General features: G+C 45.1%; 19 protein-coding genes and 1 pseudogene. 14 read left to right on the top strand and 6 right to left on the bottom strand.

The annotated features are described in order from the left end of the window. Positions 1-206: 206 nt before the first annotated feature. Positions 207-1,334, top strand: coding sequence for a Xaa-Pro peptidase family protein (locus tag D9A03_RS17925; RefSeq protein ID WP_120498606.1), 1,128 nt, complete (start codon positions 207-209; stop codon positions 1,332-1,334). 69 nt (positions 1,335-1,403) lie between these two features. Further along, a complete protein-coding gene (locus D9A03_RS17920) occupies positions 1,404-2,162 on the top strand; it encodes an aspartate/glutamate racemase family protein (RefSeq protein ID WP_120498605.1) in 759 nt (252 codons plus the stop codon). A gap of 22 nt (positions 2,163-2,184) precedes the next feature. Here D9A03_RS17920 and dtd read toward each other — a convergent pair whose 3' ends face one another. From dtd to D9A03_RS17905, 3 genes are all read right to left on the bottom strand, one after another. Further along, complete coding sequence (gene dtd / locus D9A03_RS17915) at positions 2,185-2,634, bottom strand: D-aminoacyl-tRNA deacylase (protein ID WP_120498604.1); 450 nt, start codon at positions 2,632-2,634, stop codon at positions 2,185-2,187. Between the two features lie 27 nt (positions 2,635-2,661). Further along, positions 2,662-3,075, bottom strand: coding sequence for an OsmC family protein (locus D9A03_RS17910; protein ID WP_120498603.1), 414 nt, complete (start codon positions 3,073-3,075; stop codon positions 2,662-2,664). Between the two features lie 150 nt (positions 3,076-3,225). Further along, positions 3,226-3,714: a PAS domain-containing protein gene (locus D9A03_RS17905; RefSeq protein WP_120498602.1), complete on the bottom strand. Its 489-nt coding sequence runs from the start codon at positions 3,712-3,714 to the stop codon at positions 3,226-3,228. A 176-nt stretch (positions 3,715-3,890) separates the two neighbouring features. Between D9A03_RS17905 and D9A03_RS17900 the strand changes: the two genes are divergently transcribed. Beyond that, positions 3,891-4,310, top strand: coding sequence for a secondary thiamine-phosphate synthase enzyme YjbQ (locus D9A03_RS17900; RefSeq protein ID WP_120498601.1), 420 nt, complete (start codon positions 3,891-3,893; stop codon positions 4,308-4,310). A 40-nt stretch (positions 4,311-4,350) separates the two neighbouring features. On the opposite strand, the gene mog is transcribed toward D9A03_RS17900, so the two are convergent. Further along, positions 4,351-4,899 carry a molybdopterin adenylyltransferase gene (mog, locus tag D9A03_RS17895; protein ID WP_120498600.1) on the bottom strand — a complete coding sequence of 183 codons (549 nt, stop codon included), beginning with the start codon at positions 4,897-4,899 and terminating at the stop codon, positions 4,351-4,353. Between the two features lie 125 nt (positions 4,900-5,024). Here mog and D9A03_RS17890 point away from each other — a divergent pair, with 125 nt between their 5' ends. The 6 genes from D9A03_RS17890 to panB all read left to right on the top strand — a co-directional run bounded on the left by D9A03_RS17890 (position 5,025) and on the right by panB (position 10,606). Then, positions 5,025-5,810 carry an SCP2 domain-containing protein gene (locus D9A03_RS17890; protein WP_120498599.1) on the top strand — a complete coding sequence of 262 codons (786 nt, stop codon included), beginning with the start codon at positions 5,025-5,027 and terminating at the stop codon, positions 5,808-5,810. Beyond that, positions 5,810-6,790, top strand: coding sequence for a peptidase U32 family protein (locus D9A03_RS17885; RefSeq protein ID WP_120498598.1), 981 nt, complete (start codon positions 5,810-5,812; stop codon positions 6,788-6,790). The genes D9A03_RS17890 and D9A03_RS17885 overlap by 1 nt, the downstream gene beginning before the upstream one ends. Positions 6,791-6,796: 6 nt before the next feature. Further along, positions 6,797-7,711, top strand: coding sequence for a U32 family peptidase (locus D9A03_RS17880; RefSeq protein ID WP_120498597.1), 915 nt, complete (start codon positions 6,797-6,799; stop codon positions 7,709-7,711). 98 nt (positions 7,712-7,809) lie between these two features. Then, the gene (locus D9A03_RS17875) at positions 7,810-8,265 is read left to right on the top strand and encodes a PAS domain-containing protein (RefSeq protein ID WP_162938238.1); all 456 of its coding nucleotides are present in this window, start codon (positions 7,810-7,812) and stop codon (positions 8,263-8,265) included. Positions 8,266-8,367: 102 nt separating this feature from the next. Continuing rightward, positions 8,368-9,693, top strand: coding sequence for an acetyl-CoA hydrolase/transferase family protein (locus tag D9A03_RS17870; RefSeq protein ID WP_162938237.1), 1,326 nt, complete (start codon positions 8,368-8,370; stop codon positions 9,691-9,693). Between the two features lie 142 nt (positions 9,694-9,835). Beyond that, a complete protein-coding gene (gene panB, locus D9A03_RS17865; protein ID WP_120498595.1) occupies positions 9,836-10,606 on the top strand; it encodes a 3-methyl-2-oxobutanoate hydroxymethyltransferase in 771 nt (256 codons plus the stop codon). 87 nt (positions 10,607-10,693) lie between these two features. Here panB and D9A03_RS17860 read toward each other — a convergent pair whose 3' ends face one another. After that, the gene (locus D9A03_RS17860; protein ID WP_120498594.1) at positions 10,694-11,161 is read right to left on the bottom strand and encodes a hypothetical protein; all 468 of its coding nucleotides are present in this window, start codon (positions 11,159-11,161) and stop codon (positions 10,694-10,696) included. A 262-nt stretch (positions 11,162-11,423) separates the two neighbouring features. Between D9A03_RS17860 and D9A03_RS17855 the strand changes: the two genes are divergently transcribed. The 3 genes from D9A03_RS17855 (at position 11,424) to D9A03_RS17845 (ending at position 14,442) form a co-directional block, all read left to right on the top strand. Next, entirely contained in the window at positions 11,424-11,645 is a 222-nt protein-coding gene (locus D9A03_RS17855; RefSeq protein WP_162938236.1) for a hypothetical protein, read from the top strand. A gap of 61 nt (positions 11,646-11,706) precedes the next feature. After that, positions 11,707-12,063 carry a hypothetical protein gene (locus tag D9A03_RS17850; protein WP_120498592.1) on the top strand — a complete coding sequence of 119 codons (357 nt, stop codon included), beginning with the start codon at positions 11,707-11,709 and terminating at the stop codon, positions 12,061-12,063. 75 nt (positions 12,064-12,138) lie between these two features. After that, complete coding sequence (locus tag D9A03_RS17845; protein ID WP_120498591.1) at positions 12,139-14,442, top strand: molybdopterin guanine dinucleotide-containing S/N-oxide reductase; 2,304 nt, start codon at positions 12,139-12,141, stop codon at positions 14,440-14,442. 69 nt (positions 14,443-14,511) lie between these two features. Here the strand turns inward: D9A03_RS17845 and D9A03_RS17840 are convergent, their stop codons facing one another. Then, a complete protein-coding gene (locus D9A03_RS17840; RefSeq protein WP_120498590.1) occupies positions 14,512-15,360 on the bottom strand; it encodes a serine protease in 849 nt (282 codons plus the stop codon). A gap of 317 nt (positions 15,361-15,677) precedes the next feature. Between D9A03_RS17840 and D9A03_RS17835 the strand changes: the two genes are divergently transcribed. Beyond that, positions 15,678-16,601, top strand: coding sequence for an OmpA family protein (locus tag D9A03_RS17835; RefSeq protein WP_120498589.1), 924 nt, complete (start codon positions 15,678-15,680; stop codon positions 16,599-16,601). Positions 16,602-16,719: 118 nt separating this feature from the next. Then, a pseudogene (locus tag D9A03_RS17830) lies at positions 16,720-17,143 on the top strand (IS3 family transposase); the annotation flags it as partial.

The following is a 17,143-nucleotide window of genomic DNA, read 5'->3' as shown; positions in this document are numbered from 1 at the left end:
GAGGTTCAATCAGGATTATATTTCTTGTCTCGGGAAATTGACTGTTGATTAAATTCAAGCATCAAAATGGAAAATAGTATTATATTTTTTATAACTATCTTCGAAAATGAGTAAATTAGTATCCGGATAATTATTAGACTGTGATTTCTGAATTGTTTCTTAGCCATGAAATGCATTCAAAAGACCTCTCGTTTCAGGAAATATAAATGAGCGATTTTGATTTAGTTGAATACCAGACACGACTGTCTCTTGCTCAAAAGGCAATGTGTGAAAGTAACCTTGATGCGTTGGTTTTTTGTACAGAAGCAGAGGTTCGCTATTTTACCGGGTTTCGTACACTTTTTTGGCAAAGCCCGACACGCCCATGGTTCTTGGTGCTCCCCCAAAAGGGCGAACCAATAGCCGTTATTCCGGCAATTGGTGCAGATTTAATGCAGAAGACTTGGGTGAAAGATATCCGAACCTGGTCTTCGCCACATCCAACAGATGACGGTATTAGTCTTTTGACGAAAGCCCTGAACAATTATTCCCGTATTGGATGGCCAATGGGACCAGAGACGAATTTGCGTATTCCGGTCCGCGATTTTGATGAATTGCGTTCAAGCTGTGGGGCTGATTTTGTCGATTGTACCGATCTTCTCAAAGCTTTGAGAATGGTGAAGTCAGAGGCCGAACTAAAAATTATCAAGAACATCTGTGAGATTGGCAGCTCTGCTTTCGCCAGAGCAGGGGAGCTTTTTTCTGCGGGACAGCCATTGGATGATGTTTTCCGACAATTCAAAATCGCCCTTTTACAAGAAGGGGCCGAGGATGTTCCCTATCTTGTCGGTGCCGCAGGACAAGGTGGCTATGGCGATGTTATCTCGCCGCCGACAGAAACGCCTTTGCGTGACGGCGATGTTTTAATGCTGGACACAGGGTCAACCCTGAAGGGATATTTTTGTGATTTTGACCGGAATTTTGCAATTTCCCATGCAGACGATGCGGCAAGACAAGGCTATGAGAAACTGTGGCACGCAACAGAAGTGGGCATGAAACATGCGCGGCCCGGTACACGTTGTTCCAATCTGTTTAGCGTGATGCATGAAGCCATGGGTGGTGGTTCTTCTGATGTTGGACGTTATGGTCATGGACTTGGAATGCAGTTGACGGAATGGCCATCTATTTATGCTCATGATCATACAGTCCTGAAACCCGGAATGGTCATGACATTGGAACCAAGCCTTGAAATTTCGGAAGGGAAAATAATGGTTCATGAGGAAAATATTCTGATTACAGAAGAGGTGCCGGTATTGTTAACGCAACGTGCTGCCCCTGAGTTGCCGATAATTTAAAAATAAGAGCTATCTGTTCCAAGATTTCGAAAGCAGAGATTCTGGGATGAAAAACTGTAGGATTGAAAGATGAAGCTGAATTTTACGCTTGATAAGGGGAACGCAGCCAAAGTTTGCCTCGGTCTGATCGTTTTACAGGCCGATGAAACGCTGAAAAATGAATTCCGGCATGCTATTCGAGATTTTGATGTTTCTCTTTTTCATTCGCGTATTCCCAGTCGTCCCTCTGTGACCAAAGAAACTTTGGCTCAAATGGCCGAAGATATGCCGACAGCTGCAGGACTGCTTCCCCAGAGTACAACGTTTAATGCGATGGCCTATGCCTGCACATCCGGTGCGACCGTTATCGGACCATCCGAGGTTGCTGCTAAAATACATACGCAACATCCGGGAGTTCCCGTAACTGATCCTATAACGGCAGTGATTACTGCCTGTCGTACTTTAAGAATAAAGAAGTTGGGTTTTTTAACACCCTATCTTCCTGAAGTTTCAAACGCAATGCGAACTCTGTTGGAAGAAAATGAGCTTCAAATTGTCAGCTTTGGTTCTTTTGAACAGGATCAGGAGAAGGTTGTTTCAAGAATATCCGAAGCTTCCATGCTGGAAGCGATTGTCAGGATTGGTAAAGAGACAGATTGCGAGGGTGTTTTTGTTTCCTGCACCAATTTACGTACGTTCGGGGTATTGGAAGAAGCCGAGAAAATACTTGGAAAACCTGTCGTCTCAAGTAACTTGGCGCTTATATGGCATATGTTAAGACTTGCAGGGGTCGAAGGGCAGGGCACAGTGCCAGGGAAGTTATTTTCAAAAGAGCTTCGAGCAACTTAATTGTGTTCGTATTTCACTAAATTTATGCACTGTCTTTTGAATCCATAACAACCGTCACGGGGCCATCATTAAGTAATCTGACATCCATGTGCGCGCCAAAAACACCTTTTTCTACTGTGAGACCCTCGCTTTTTAAAGCACTACAGAAAAATTCATAAAGTCTTCCCCCTTCAGCCGGGGCAGCTGCGCCGGAAAACCCGGGACGGTTGCCTTTTTTCCAGTTGGCTGCGAGGGTAAACTGACTGACAGCTAATACAGAGCCACTAACATCAAGAACAGAACGGTTCATTTTGCCATCGTCATCAGTAAAAATCCGCATTTTGCTGATTTTTCTGGCAAAATAAGCCGCTTCATCATCGTTATCGTTATGTTCAGCACAAAAGAGAACAAGTAGCCCCTGTTTGATTGCTCCGGTTATATTGCCATCGACGGTGACAGAAGCTTCACTAACCCGTTGTAGAACTACTCTCATGTGTTGCTTTTCCTTAGTCGGATTTCGTTATTTAACCAGTTCAAAGCTATGAGTAACTTCGGCAGCTTTTCCAAGCATAATAGAAGCAGAGCAATATTTATCAGCTGAGAGTTCAACAGCGCGCTCTACCTTACGTTCGTTCAAACCCTCTCCTTTAACTCGGAAATGCATATGGATTTTGGTAAAGACTTTAGGGTCTGTATCTGCGCGTTCAGCTTCGACATCCACATTGACATCTTCGACGTTTTCACGTCCACGTTTCAGGATGTAAACAACATCATAAGCTGAACAGCCTCCCATTCCCATCAAAAGCATTTCCATCGGGCGTGGTCCCAGGTTTCTACCTCCGCCTTCGACGGCTCCATCCATGACAACAGCATGGCCGGAACCACTTTCAGCCATAAAGGCAACATTCTCTACCCATTTGATACGCGTTTTCATGTCTTTTATTCCATAATAGATAAACTCACACGCAAGGTAGCTTTCACTTCTTTACCGGTACAAGAGGAAATGTGCTGAGATCACTAATTTATGAAAAGATCAAGAAGACGTTAGTTGAATAAACCAAGCGTTATCCGAAATAGCCAAGGACTATCCAAAATAGAGGGAATTCAGGATCTTCAACTTTATTGTATCATGCTCAACATCGAAGGGAAGAAAGAGTATAGTATATGACTGTTGCTGCAGTTCTTTCTTTATAGCTGTTTCCCATCTCATCTCTTTGGCAACCAGATGTGGTTTTCTGGTATTATAGACATGCGTCAAGCGGGATTTTGCATCGGAAATAGCATTTTCAGGCAAAGCTTTTTCCAAGGGTAAGCGACTGGCTTTGATACCAAAGTTTTCCCGGCAATTATCGCCTGTAATAGATACAAAAAAATTTGCATCATTGTGGGAGTCAAACAGCATGATGTCCGGCAGGGATTCACGCACAACACCTGGATTAAAGTCCGACCAGACAGGCAGTTCTTTGTCTGCTTTTAGGTCCAGCCAATAGCGATAGAGATTGGCCTGAGCAACAGATTTTAAATTCTGCTCGGTCACTTCCAAAACTTTAACTATATCAAACGTTTTTGCCATGGTTACAGTACTGTTTAATACACTTTAAATGAGACGCTATCGCGGCAAGGCCACCGTATTTAACATGTTTCATTCGAACATGGGTTAATATCCGGCAAAAATATGATAATTATCTGTCAAAAGATAAATTTCACATTCTTGAAGGCTTGTAGAGGCTAGAATTGCCGGGGTATTGAATGAAACAGGTGCAGACGATATTTGATATTCATACGAAAGGGCAAGGCCTTTATGAATTTACGCGCGAAGTTTCTCTGTGGGCAGAGCAGCAAGGGTTTGTTTGTGGTTTATTAAACCTTTTTATTCGGCATACTTCGGCCTCTTTGACAATTCAGGAGAACGCTGATCCTGACGTGCAATTCGATCTGAATAATTTCTTTCGCCGAGTCGTCGAAGAAAATCCTTCCCTTTATCGGCACACCTGTGAAGGGCCGGATGATATGCCTGCACATATCCGCTCGGCCCTAACGGACGTACAACTTAGCATTCCAATAGTTCATGGCTCGCTGGCGCTTGGAACTTGGCAGGGAATTTATCTTTTTGAGCACCGTGCTATGGCTCATGAACGTCAGGTTGTCACTCATCTGATAGGGGAATAGATAACTTCCTGTGGTTATTCAGTTGTTCTGACGTTGACGATTATTTACTTTTGGGGCGGAAAGCTTTGCAGTAGGTGGTATCTGTCTCCAAGAATGGTCCGTTGATCAGATCAATGCAATAGGGGATGGCAGGGAAAACAGCATCCAGACAGTCTTTGATTGCCGATGGTTTGCCGGGCAGGTTGACCATCAGGCTTTTCCCTCGAATACCGGCTGTCTGTCTCGATAGAATGGCCGTTGGCACAAACTTTAGACTTACCTGTCGCATCAGCTCGCCAAAGCCCGGCATGAGCTTTTCACTCACGGCTTCCGTTGCTTCGGGGGTGACATCCCTCGGGGCTGGCCCAGTGCCACCTGTTGTTACAATCAGACAGCAGCCTTCAGTATCGGCAAGTTCGATTAATGTCTGTTTTATCAGATCCTGGTCATCGGCAATAATCCGTGTGACAGGCTCCCAGGGGGAAGTGAGAATTTGTGATAATTCTTTGTGAATTGCCGGACCACCAAGATCTTCATATTTACCACGGCTGGCCCGATCAGATACGGTAACAATTCCAATTTTTGCAATGGAGGATGGATCGGTGATCATGGTCTTGAAGGTTCCTAGATTTGATAACTGTTTTAAACGCTTGATCTTTATTCTTGCAATCAACAGGGAAGTTAGAAGAGCAGCGTTGTCATCTCATATAGTAAATTAAAGATGTGGCGTATTTGATGAAGATCAAGGCGTCAATAGCTGGTGATAAGCATTATCGGCGACACAATTATCGATTCATTTCAGAGCTCTTCCTGATGTATAACAAAAATGCACCTCCTCGGGTGCCGCCTTTTACACCAATGCTGTTTGCCGGATTTCTGATCCGCCCGATCCCGGCATTTTCTTTCAAGCCAGTTGTCAAACATGTTCTGGACAGGATGAAAAAGTTATATCCAGAAATTTTTTCCCGGTTGGCTATTTTGGAAAATACCAATTTTCTCATTCGACCGACAGATTTGCATTACAGCTTTCATCTGTCTGTTCAAGAAGGTGAAACACATGTTGAGGTCAGGGATAATAGCACTGAGCATCCCGAGTTTCAGGCTGTTATTTCTGGGCCAATGCTGGACTTGATCAGATTGCTGGAAGGACGCGTCGATGGTGATGCTCTTTTCTTTTCCAGAACCTTGAATATCGAGGGTGATACCGAGGCTGTGCTGACACTTCGGAATGCTGTGGATAGTGCTGATGTTTCTCTTGTTGATGTGATGGGTGGGCCAGTTGCTTTTATGAAGCCCGGGTTTGACAAAATGCTCTCAAAAATTGGCTCTGTTTTCGAACAGCTTGAGAGAGATTTTGTAACGGTACAACAATCGATTTTGCTTCCGGCGGCGCGGCATATGCGGGAAGTGGATGAAGAGCTGGACAGGATGGAAAATCGGATGATGAAGATGGATAAAGAGCTTGTCAAAGTGAAAACATCCCTGAAGAAATCATCGCAGCAAGTGCAAGGAGCTAGATAATGGAGCTTGTTTGTCCTGCTGGCACACCAGCTTCTTTGCGAGCTGCGTTGGATGCGGGTGCTGATGTTGTATATGTCGGCTTTAGGGATGAAACGAATGCCCGTAATTTCCCGGGACTGAATTTTAGCCCTGAGGAGCTAAGGGAGAGTTTGCAAAAAGCTCACGATATGGGACGTCAGGTTTATGTTGCAATCAACACCTATCCGCAAGCTGGAAATTTGGACCCTTGGTATAAAGCGGTTGATAATGCTGCTAGAATCGGTGTTGATGCCGTTATTCTGGCCGATATCGGGTTGCTGGATTATGCCAAACGACAGCACCCGGAATTAAGACGGCATTTATCTGTCCAAGCCTCTGCATCTAATCCCGAATCAATCAATTTTTATCGCTCTGCATTTGATGTTCAGCGTGTCGTGCTTCCGCGTGTATTAACCGTTCGCGAAATTGGAGAGTTAATTAAAGAAATTGATGTTGAGACCGAGGTTTTTGCCTTTGGTGGGATGTGTGTCATGGCGGAAGGTCGGTGTTCACTCTCTTCCTATGCGACAGGTAAATCCCCCAATATGAACGGTGTTTGTTCGCCAGCCAGCCATGTTGAATATGAGCAGCGTCGCGGAAAACTTGTGTCGAGGTTAGGGGAATTTACCATTAACTCTTTTCCTAATGATGAAGCTGCAGGCTACCCAACTCTATGTAAAGGCAGGTTTGTCGGACACACTGGCGATCCGTCGTATCTTTTTGAAGAGCCAACATCGCTGAATGTCATGATGATGCTGCCGGAACTTATTCAGGCAGGGGTAAGGGCACTCAAGATAGAAGGTCGTCAACGGGGTAAAGCCTACGTTTATCAGGTTGTGTCCGGTTATCGAAAAGCCATTGATGCCGCAATGAAAGGTGAACCAGTTCCATTTATAGATATGGGGAATATTACCGAGGGAACCCGGTCAACGGCAGGTGCCTATGAAAAGAACTGGAGATAAGATTTAATGAGTTCACGGGTAATAAATTCACAGGCGAAACTGACACTTGGTCCTGTTCTTTATAATTGGCCAGCGGAACAAAGGCGTGATTTTTACTTTCAGATAGCAGACGAAGCACCTGTTGACGTTGTCTATATTGGTGAAGTTACCTGTTCCAAGAGAGCGCCGTTCTTTACACCTTTCATTCCAGAGATTTGTGATCGTCTGGAAAAGGCTGGCAAAGAAGTTGTTATCTCAAGCCTTTCACTCGTGATGTCCAAGAGGGAGAGGAAGGAGCAGCACGAACTTGTTCAGGATAATCCCTGGATTTTGGAAGCAAATGACCTTTCGGCCATAGAATTACTCAAGGAGCGCGCGCATATCGTTGGTCCCTTTGTAAATGTCTATAACGAAGATACATTGGATTACTTTTATCGGAATGGTGCACAGCGGGTTGTCTTGCCGTGCGAGTTATCGGGGAAAGCTATCGAGCGACTTCTGGCATCTAATAAAAACAGAGAGATAGAAATTCAGGCTTTCGGGCGTGTTCCACTGGCCCTTTCTGCACGCTGTTATCACGCCAGATCTCATGGCCTGAGTAAGGATGGTTGCTTGTATGTATGTGAACAAGATCCTGATGGTATGAACGTTGAAACACTGGATGGGGAGGCATTTCTTACGGTGAATGGAACGCAGACAATGTCTTACACAGTAAATAATCTGTTGGCTGAGATTGTCGATTTAAACAGATTAGGGGTGACGCATTTCAGATTGTGGCCACAACAGGTTGATATGGTTCGGGTTATAGAAACCTATCGTGCGGAGCTGGACGGAACGATTACACACAAAGAGGGGCAAGAAACTTTGTCAGACCTTATTGATTTTGCGCCCTTTGCGAATGGCTTTTACCATGGGGTAGAGGGGAATAGGCTGGTCGAATAATTAGCTCTGAGTATAACAGTAGCTCCAATTATGGCAGCCCTGCTGTGAACGTGTTATAGTGCTCCTCGGTAGGGAAATATATCGCTTCGCAGGTTGGCTTGGATTTATATTCTAAACAAGAGCGTCTGACGTGGGATGAGAAAAACAGGATTCTATACGAGTACTGGCTTTCCATTCATCCTGATAAAGACACGCTTCCGGGGCGGCAACACCTTGACCCAATTGATATTCCATCATTATTACCAAATGTTTGGCTTACTGATGTTGTTAAAGATCCGGTGCGTTTTCGGTTTCGCCTGTTTGGTACTGCGCATTATGGTGCAATGGATCGGGATTGTACAGGGATGTGGGTTGACGAGGCTTTTCCAGACTTTTTGGGTTCAGGGGTTTATGGTGATTATATAAGTATTGTCGATAAAAAAATATCAAGTTATCGCAAAGGTCCTGCTTCATTTCACATTCCGAATTATAAAATGATTGAGCGTATTATGTTGCCGTTGGCTGAAAATGGTACTGATGTGAATATGATTTTAGCTTTAACTGTCTATTTTTAATTTCATTTGTATTTGTTCTGTTTGAGATATTTGCAGAACATTTTCTTTCTAAACTTAATGAAACGTTATTTTAACTGTAACTCATTTTCTCGAGGAAAAATTATGGCTGCCGTGCAAGAGTCTTATCTTGAAAAATTAATGTCTGCATCCACAGCAGCACAGATGATTAAAGACAAGAGCAATCTTATGATTTCTATGGGGGTGTCTATGCCCCCGGCGTTAATGCGGGCGATTGCTGACCGGGCAATGAGGGGTGATCTTACATGTCTGAAAGCTTATTACATGCATGCCAGCTCGCATGCGGGTGAGACAATTCTTGATCCAAAAGTTATGTCTGTTATCAAACCGCATTCATTCTTTATGAGTAGCCATGACCGACAGATTGAAAAACTTGGCTTGGAACAAGGCGAGCGCTGGCTGGAATACATTCCATGTACCTTTCATCAGGTAGGCCGTCTCATGAGCGAAACTTTAGGAGCTGATTGTTTTATTACGACCGTTTCCCCTATGGATCGACATGGATATTTTAGCCTGGGAACCAATAGTGATTACGGAACCACAGTTGCCCGTAATTGCGGGAAATTGATCGTTGAGGTTAACAGGGAAATGCCAAGGGTTTTTGGCGAAGCGTTGATTCATATCTCGGAAGTGGATGCAATTGTCGAAAATCATGTTCCGCTTCAGGAAGTTTTGCCGTCAATACCACAAAAGGTGGATGAAATAATTGCCAGGCAGATAGTAGAGCTGATCCCGGATGGTGCTACCATTCAAATGGGCGTTGGTGGCGTACCAAATGCGGTCGCTGGTTATCTGGGAAAACACAACGATTTGGGATTGCACAGTGAACTCTTGTCGCCGGGAATTATGAACCTGATCAAAAGTGGGGTTATCAACGGTCAGCGTAAGACATTACATAGATTGAAACACCTCTTTACTTTGGCACTGGGTAATAAAGAACTCTATGATTTTATGGATGACAATCCCTCACTTGCAGGCTATCCGGCTTCCTACATTAATGATCCGACAGTTATTGCTCAGAATGAGAATATGATTTCTGTAAATTCAGCATTACAGGTTGATTTAACCGGACAAATTAATGCTGAATATCTGAGGGGGAGGGAGTTTAGTGGCCCGGGTGGACAGCTTGATTTTGTTCGTGGAGCCTATGCCTCGCGTGGTGGTAAATCTTTTGTTGCTCTGCATTCAACGGCAAAGTCGGGCAGTGTCTCGCGGATTGTATCGCAACTGGACGGGCCCGCGACAGATCCTCGCATGGATACACATCACGTTGTGACTGAATATGGTATGGTTGATCTGAAGGGATTATCTCTTTCTCAAAGAGCAGAGTCTCTGATTGCCATTGCCCATCCGGATTTTCGCGATGAATTAAGAGAAATGGCTAAATCACGCGGTTTGTTAAGTTGTTAGCGAGATTAATTATCTTCCTGCGATCAAGTCCTGTTATAATTATATGACGGGCTTTGTTGCGGTGCACAATTGATCTGGTTATAGTATCTCTTGCGTGTCATTGAGCACGAGTATTATCCCGAACACTACAGAGATTTATAGAATGACTAAACGTACAACTATCCCACAGATTATGCGCCTTAAAGGGCAACGCCCTATTGTGAGTCTGACGGCTTACACGGCATCGCTGGCTAATCTGTTGGACGAGCATGTCGATCTTCTGTTGGTTGGCGATAGCATGGGAATGGTCATATACGGAATGTCCAATACGCTGGGTGTAACACTGGATATGATGATTGCTCATGGTGCGGCGGTTGTTCGCGGTAGCAAAAAGGCCTGTGTGATCGTGGACATGCCTTTTGGTAGCTATCAGGTTTCTCCTGCACAAGCATTTGAAAACGCGGCACGGATTATGTCCGAGACGGGGTGTGCGGGGATAAAGCTTGAAGGAGGCCAGGAAATGTCCGAAACCATCGCTTTTCTTGTAGAGCGCGGTGTGCCCGTTTTGGCACATGTAGGGCTGTTGCCTCAACATGCCAACAGAGTTGGTGGTTTTTTGACACAACGTGATGAAGAAAAGATTCTGGCTGATGCCCATGCTGTTACTGAGGCAGGAGCTTTTGCAACGGTAATTGAATGTACTGAACCTGCAATCTCGCACCGGATAAGCGAAGAGATTGCAATTCCGACAATTGGAATTGGCGCTGGGTCTGATTGCGATGGTCAAATACTCGTCACCGAAGATATGATTGGGCAAGGAACAGGCTATGTTCCTTCTTTCGTAAGACGATATGCACAGGTGCATGAAGACATCACCAAAGCAGTACAGAATTATGCCAATGATGTTCGCAACCGGGATTTCCCTAATAATTAGCTACAAGAAGTTAGCGATCTGCAAGAATGATTTCTTAATCAGGTGGCCTTTTAATCAATCTGTTCTGTAGAACATGTTTCGGGATGTTTAACGGTTACGGTTTTGTTTAGGAGTATATTCTCTCTCTAACCAGAATTTTAGCTTTTCAGGGGCCTCGGTGAGTCCCTTTTTTATGAGTTCCTGCATACGTGAGCCGCTGTAATATCGTTCTTCCTGAATTCTGCTCCCATACCATTGCTGCCAGTGGAGACCGTTGATGTGAAACTCCTGATCTTTTTGATTCGTAAAGAGTGATTTGTTGAAAAACAGGCAAATTTGTTGCTCTGGGACAATCGTCAAACCTTCGATCTTTCCGCTTATTTTTTTTGCGCTATTGATATAGGGCTCTTGTTTTTTTCGACTCTCGGCTTTGTTGTGTGCAAACAAATTATCATTTTCGAACATGATCCCTGTGTCGTGAAAATAGAGATCCAAAGCTTCCAGGACGTGTCCTTGATTAAGCAGATGTATCTGACCTTTCACGTTGGTTTCAAAATTATCTGTCAAAGCGTGCATTGGGGGATCCGTAATTATTATTGCTGACGTGATTGGAAGTGAATGTCTTTGTTTTAAAGATTACTGCCTCTTTAAAAAGTAAAATTATGTTGAATGGAGCTATTCAATTTCTGAAAGAGGGCTTAAACATCCCCGAATGGTCGAATTTTCTTTTATGATCTCACTGGCTCTGACATAAGAGCATCAGGTACGAGAGCGTGGATTTATGCCTGCTTTCTCGCAATGAAATTATAGACAACATATTATAAATGAGGGCATGAACGTGAGTGAAAGAAATACTGAAAGTGATGAGCTTCTTGATGGCTTGAGGGATGAGCTGGTCGAGTTTGGCGCGGAAGACTTGATCGTTTTTGGTCTTCGCTACACAGATGATGATGAAATTGATCTTTCCATCTGGGATTCTCTGGGTGATCCGGAACTGGTAGCTGATCTTTTGGAAGATTATGTAAAAGCCTATCGCCGTGAGAATAAGACAAAGAAATGAGTGGTGCGAGTGGCCAGAACCTAGAAGATAAAGCGGGACCTAGAAGACAAAGAACGAAGATATGAGCGAAAACGAAACCAAAGAAGACGAATTCTCATGGGATGCAATTGTTACTTTGCGTGGCAGTGAGGTTGTTATTCCACTAAAGGCCTCTGTGATTAAGCAGGAAATCGAAGATCAGATTTCGATCAAAGGTTCTCATCGCAAAGCAATCTTGCGATCTACCATCAAGAAATTTTCTGCAGGTTTGAAAAAAGGTGTGGAAAATTTACAGGGTGAAGCTTTGCAGGAATTCCAGTGGAATGCTTTTATTTTGTTGATTGATGATATTATTGCAAACCGGCATATGGCAATGAGATCAGATGTGTCATTGGTTGAAGAAGCTATTGCAGATTCTCGATTGCAAGCGCCGAAGTAATTCAATCCGTTTGTCGGGCGTAGAAGATCAGGTTTGCCTTAAGGGCTTAATAGGCCGAACAAGAGTGTTGCAGAGATGGAAAAGAGATTAACGGCGTCTCATTGGGGAACATATTATCTTTCTGTTGATCAGGGCAAGATTACTGCTGTTGAACCTCATGAAATGGATCCCGATCCATCTGCTATCGGCCAGTCATTTGTTGATGGCATACAACATCCCTGTCGTATAAAGCGTCCTGCTGTGCGAAAAAGCTATCTGGAAAAAGGCCCGGGGGCCGCAACAGATAAGCGTGGTGCAGAACTCTTTGTCGAGGTGGAATGGGATACTGCTTTTGACCTGGTTGCCAAAGAACTGGATCGTGTTCGAACCGATTTTGGTAATCAGGCTATTTTTGCAGGATCTTACGGTTGGGCCAGTGCAGGGCGTTTTCATCATGCGCCAAGCCAAATTCATCGCTTTATGAATTCTATTGGTGGTTATACCAAATCTGTGAATACATATAGCTATGCTGCTTCTGAAGTAATTTTACCTCATGTTGTTGGCACGATGGACTGGTTACTGGCACAGCATACATCCTGGCCTGTTCTGGAAAAGCATTGCCGACTGATGGTAATGTTTGGGGGAATTGCCCTTAAAAACGGACAGCTTAATGCCGGTGGTGTTGGCCGCCATACGGCAAAGGAAGGGTTGCTCGCCTGTAAAGCGGCGGGAACCAAGTTTGTGAACTTTGGCCCGATCCGTGAAGACGTTGATGATGCTTTGGACGCGCAACACCATCAATTGCTCCCCGGGAGTGATGTCGCCGTCATGCTTGCCTTGGCTTATCACCTTTATACCGAAGGCCTTCATGATCAGGAATTTCTGAATAAATACTGTGTCGGATTTGACCAGTTCAAACCTTATTTACTGGGCAAAACCGACGGACAGGCCAAGGATGCAGACTGGGCTGAGAAGATTTCAGGTGTAGAAGCATCGATCATTCGCAATCTTGCTGTGGACATGGCAAGCAAGCGAACAATGGTCACGGCTAGTTGGTCCCTTCAACGTGCTGATCACGGAGAGCAAACCCATTGGATGACAATCGTTCTGGCAGCCATGCTGGGACAGATCGGTTTGCCGGGTGGGGGCTTCGGGCTTGGTTATGCTGGTGTTAATGGGATTGGGCATCAGTTCAGGAATTTTATATGGGCGTCGCTTGATCAGGGTGTTAATAGTGTTCGGGATTTTATCCCTGTGGCACGGATCAGCGATTTGCTTTTAAATCCCGGGGGGCGTTTCACCTATAATGGCCAAAGCTATACCTATCCCGATACAAAAGTGGTGTATTGGGCAGGTGGCAACCCGTTCCATCACCATCAGGATTTGAACAGGTTATTGAAAGCCTGGCAAAAACCGGACAGCGTTATTGTGCATGAACAGACATGGAATGCCTTATCCCGCCACGCTGATATTGTTCTGCCTGCAACGATGACAGCGGAACGCAATGATATTGCCTGTGCCAAGCGTGACGATGATATTTTTGCATTGAAACAGATTGTTGAACCCATCGGAGAGGCAAAAAACGATTATGATATTTTTTGCGGGATTGCACGCTCTATTGGCGCTCTGGATCGTTTCAGTGAAGGCCGCAATGAAATGGATTGGCTCAAGCTGTTTCACGCTAAAAATCGGCAGCGTGCGGCTAGTTTTGGGATTGATATGCCTGACTTTGACACTTTTTGGGAAACTGGCGAATATTCGTTGCCTGCGGGTAAAGATTTAGTCCTGCTTGAAGATTTCCGTAATGACCCGGAAGGTCACAAGCTTAGAACACCATCTGGATTGATTGAGATTTATTCCCAGACAGTTGCTTCTTTTAAGCTGGAAAGTTGCCAGGGACATCCAATGTGGCTGGAACCTAAAGAGTGGTTGAGATCTTCTTGTGCGAAGAAATTTCCTTTGCATCTGATATCCAATCAATCGACAACGCGCCTCCATAGCCAGCTTGACCATGGGAAGACCAGTCAAGAAAGCAAGGTATCTGGCCGTGAAGCCATGACAATACATCCTGATGATGCGCGAGAGAGAGATCTTAAGGCCGGGGATGTGGTTCGGGTTTTCAATGAACGTGGTGCGACCCTCGCAGGCGTGATTATCAGCACAGCTGTACAGCCCGGTGTTATCCAGCTTCCGACAGGGGCATGGTACGACCCGATTGAGCCTGGAGTGATTGGAAGCTTGGATAAAGCTGGTAACCCCAATGTCTTGACAAGAGATGAAGGTACGTCAGAACTGGGGCAGGGTCCTGCAGCTCACTCAACACTGGTTGAAGTTGAAAAGTATGAAGGCTCTGTTCCCGAGGTTACAGCTTATATACCCCCTGAAATGATCTTGTTGTAACTAATCCCTTAACTAATCCCTCTGCACAAGAGATTATATCGACTTCCGGGATGGTTAGAGGCCGGGATATTATGGGCGATGGCTGGTGCCCCATTTATAGGTCGCGTTTTTCAGGCTGGCGAAAACCCAACTGTCGTTTTTCCTTGGGGCGTCATTTCTATTGAAAGCGGCTGATGAAATCAGATGATAGGCACCATTCTGGTATATAAAGGTCGGCAAGGATCTTTGTGCTACATTCGTTCCGCGGCAGGGAATGGCACCAACATGAGGCAACCTTTGTTTGGAAACCTGTTGTGAGCATCCACTGGAAAGGCGAACAGCATGTTCCCAGCCGTTGTGATATCCGGCGTTAAACATCTTGGCTGATCCTGATCGCAGGTGACGCCGTATACCTTTATTCAAGCTTTTTAACCCAAGCCAGCCTGTGTATTGTCCCAAGGGTTCTTTCAATGTGACGATCGCCCAGTCACCCGCAATACTGGCGAGACTATTAGGTGATTTGGGATCATAGCTGTCAGATATCTCTACGCGTGCAATGTTTGAAGACGCCATGTGTCTGTCATGTTGATAGGCTGCACGATAGTGAAGTTCATTGCTGTTCCACCATCGCTTTTCCGCTTTGTTGTAAAGGCAGTTCGCCTGGGTAAAGAGGTGTTTCTTCCCGATCATGACGCCAGTGCAATGACTTTTACCACCAATGTTCAGGCGCCCGATTGTACTCCAGGGATACGTCAGTGCATCGACTGTGCCTTTGTTATCCTCTATTTTTTTTGAGGAAGATACCTTTACAGCTTTCTCATTGTAGAAGGAGGAAGCCTGTGTTGCAGGAACGGTTACTACTGATAAAATAAAGGCGCCAAGACCGAGGGCAAAAAGCTTCGATATTTGAGCAGACAAGGCTGGATACTTATGAAACATCTACAAACAAACTTCTGTTAAAAACTCTACGGCTAACTCTGTGGTGAGAACGAAGGTATCAAGTTGTCTCGGGGGTGAGTGTGACCATTTTGGGGTTCTTTTTTTAACCGATTCTTAATAAATTCAAACCCCTATAGCTATTCTGGTTTTAAGTTTGACAATTGAAATTTAGCCCTGTTTTTGCCTGTTTAGATGAAAAACAGTGGTGAAGAAGAGAAAATTCTATACTATGACTTGCTCTTAAGAGTTTGAAACGGTATAGCTATCACTGAATTTATTTCTTGCTGTGGGTTGCAGCACTCATTAAGGGGTGGACAATGAAAACCAAAAGTTTTCTGTTCGGGGCTGTTGCGGCTGTGATCGCTGCTGCACCGGCAAACGCTGGTCCGCTGGACGCTATGTTCGGTGGTTTATTCGATACTGACAGTGCTCAGGGTCTTGAAGTTGAAGGTGTTCAGTTCAGTAATGCCTTGTACGACGGTTATCTTGCTCTTTCCGAAGAGCGTGATGATAACTGGGATCTGGTTGATGCCGAGCATTTCAATCACAAAGCACGTACTGCTGCGCGTCGGTCTTCTGTCTTGCCGGATGCTCCGGATGATCGTTGGTTGCGCGATGATCAAAAGCCTGAGTTTGCCGATGCACTGTTGCGTATGCGCAAAGCTTTTGATCGTGGTGGTCGCGTTGTTGCGCCTCAGTTGGCTGCTAAAGCTCAGGTTAATTATGATTGCTGGATTGAAGCAACAGAAGCTGGGCGCTCTGTTCAGTATCAACCCTCATCACGTGGTGCTGAGTGTAAAGAAGCTTTCGATGCTGCGATGAACGGCCTTGATGCGCTTGCAACTTTCAAGCTGACAGACTTCCAGCCGTACATCTCTCCTGCACCAGCTGCAGAAGAGGCACCACTGGCAAGTTCTTTCCTTGTGTACTTCAACTTTGACAGCACTGTTGCAACAGACGCCGGGCGTCAATCTCTGGAAGAAGCGCTTTCGGCAGCGCAAAGCAATGATGCGACAACAGTTCGTATGGTTGCGCACGCTGACCGTTCCGGTGCAGTTGATTACAACCAGGCACTTTCTCAGCGCCGTTTATCTGTCGTGATGGAAGCAATGGCGCGTGCCGGTGTTGATGTCGGGCGTATCGTTCCAGATGCTGTTGGTGAGACGCAGTCTCTGGTACCAACTGAAGATGGTGTTCGTGAGCCTGGTAACCGCGTCGTGGAAATCGATCTGGTTCAGTAATCTGATTTGACTATGTAAAATTCGACCTCCTGGTCATCTAAAAGCCCTGCCGATTCGGTGGGGCTTTTTTGTTATCTATGTCCCGTCCTGAAATAAGTTTACATATTGGAGACTTATAATGGGACATTCAAAGACAGAGCGGGTTAGGCGTAGTCAAAAGGATTATCCTTTAGGCTTTAAATTTTCAGTTGTTGATGAGATAGAAAAAGGCGATCTGACTTATAAGCAAGCTCAGGATCTTTATGGCATTCAAGGCCGGAGTACTTGCTTAACGTGGCTTCGCAAGCATGGTAAACTTGATTGGTCGAAACCTTTGAACCATTTAGCCATGCCAAAGAACAAAGAAACTCCCGCCCAGAAGATCAAACGCCTTGAACGGGCTCTTGAGGATGAACAGCTCAAGAACATTGTTTATGGGGAAATGATGAATGTTATTCACGAAGAATACGGGATTGATCTGCGAAAAAAGTACTTAAGCACACTCTCTGGGTCAGTAAAGAAAAAGGACTGATCCAGCTCGCAAGGGTGTGCCCTTTGTTTGA

It is taken from the genome of Kiloniella sp. EL199, assembly GCF_900313065.1.
Taxonomy (GTDB): Bacteria; Pseudomonadota; Alphaproteobacteria; order Kiloniellales; family Kiloniellaceae; genus Kiloniella.
This window is presented reverse-complemented; position numbering and strand designations above follow the sequence as displayed.

Bases quoted from the DNA above. Each gene is read 5' to 3' on its own strand.
- D9A03_RS17925 (WP_120498606.1), top strand. From the start codon at position 207: ATGAGCGATTTTGATTTAGTTGAATACCAGACACGACTGTCTCTTGCT.
- D9A03_RS17920 (WP_120498605.1), top strand. From the start codon at position 1,404: ATGAAGCTGAATTTTACGCTTGATAAGGGGAACGCAGCCAAAGTTTGC.
- dtd (WP_120498604.1), bottom strand. From the start codon at position 2,634: ATGAGAGTAGTTCTACAACGGGTTAGTGAAGCTTCTGTCACCGTCGAT.
- D9A03_RS17910 (WP_120498603.1), bottom strand. From the start codon at position 3,075: ATGAAAACGCGTATCAAATGGGTAGAGAATGTTGCCTTTATGGCTGAA.
- D9A03_RS17905 (WP_120498602.1), bottom strand. From the start codon at position 3,714: ATGGCAAAAACGTTTGATATAGTTAAAGTTTTGGAAGTGACCGAGCAG.
- D9A03_RS17900 (WP_120498601.1), top strand. From the start codon at position 3,891: ATGAAACAGGTGCAGACGATATTTGATATTCATACGAAAGGGCAAGGC.
- mog (WP_120498600.1), bottom strand. From the start codon at position 4,899: ATGATCACCGATCCATCCTCCATTGCAAAAATTGGAATTGTTACCGTA.
- D9A03_RS17890 (WP_120498599.1), top strand. From the start codon at position 5,025: ATGAAGATCAAGGCGTCAATAGCTGGTGATAAGCATTATCGGCGACAC.
- D9A03_RS17885 (WP_120498598.1), top strand. From the start codon at position 5,810: ATGGAGCTTGTTTGTCCTGCTGGCACACCAGCTTCTTTGCGAGCTGCG.
- D9A03_RS17880 (WP_120498597.1), top strand. From the start codon at position 6,797: ATGAGTTCACGGGTAATAAATTCACAGGCGAAACTGACACTTGGTCCT.
- D9A03_RS17870 (WP_162938237.1), top strand. From the start codon at position 8,368: ATGGCTGCCGTGCAAGAGTCTTATCTTGAAAAATTAATGTCTGCATCC.
- panB (WP_120498595.1), top strand. From the start codon at position 9,836: ATGACTAAACGTACAACTATCCCACAGATTATGCGCCTTAAAGGGCAA.
- D9A03_RS17860 (WP_120498594.1), bottom strand. From the start codon at position 11,161: ATGCACGCTTTGACAGATAATTTTGAAACCAACGTGAAAGGTCAGATA.
- D9A03_RS17850 (WP_120498592.1), top strand. From the start codon at position 11,707: ATGAGCGAAAACGAAACCAAAGAAGACGAATTCTCATGGGATGCAATT.
- D9A03_RS17845 (WP_120498591.1), top strand. From the start codon at position 12,139: ATGGAAAAGAGATTAACGGCGTCTCATTGGGGAACATATTATCTTTCT.
- D9A03_RS17840 (WP_120498590.1), bottom strand. From the start codon at position 15,360: ATGTTTCATAAGTATCCAGCCTTGTCTGCTCAAATATCGAAGCTTTTT.
- D9A03_RS17835 (WP_120498589.1), top strand. From the start codon at position 15,678: ATGAAAACCAAAAGTTTTCTGTTCGGGGCTGTTGCGGCTGTGATCGCT.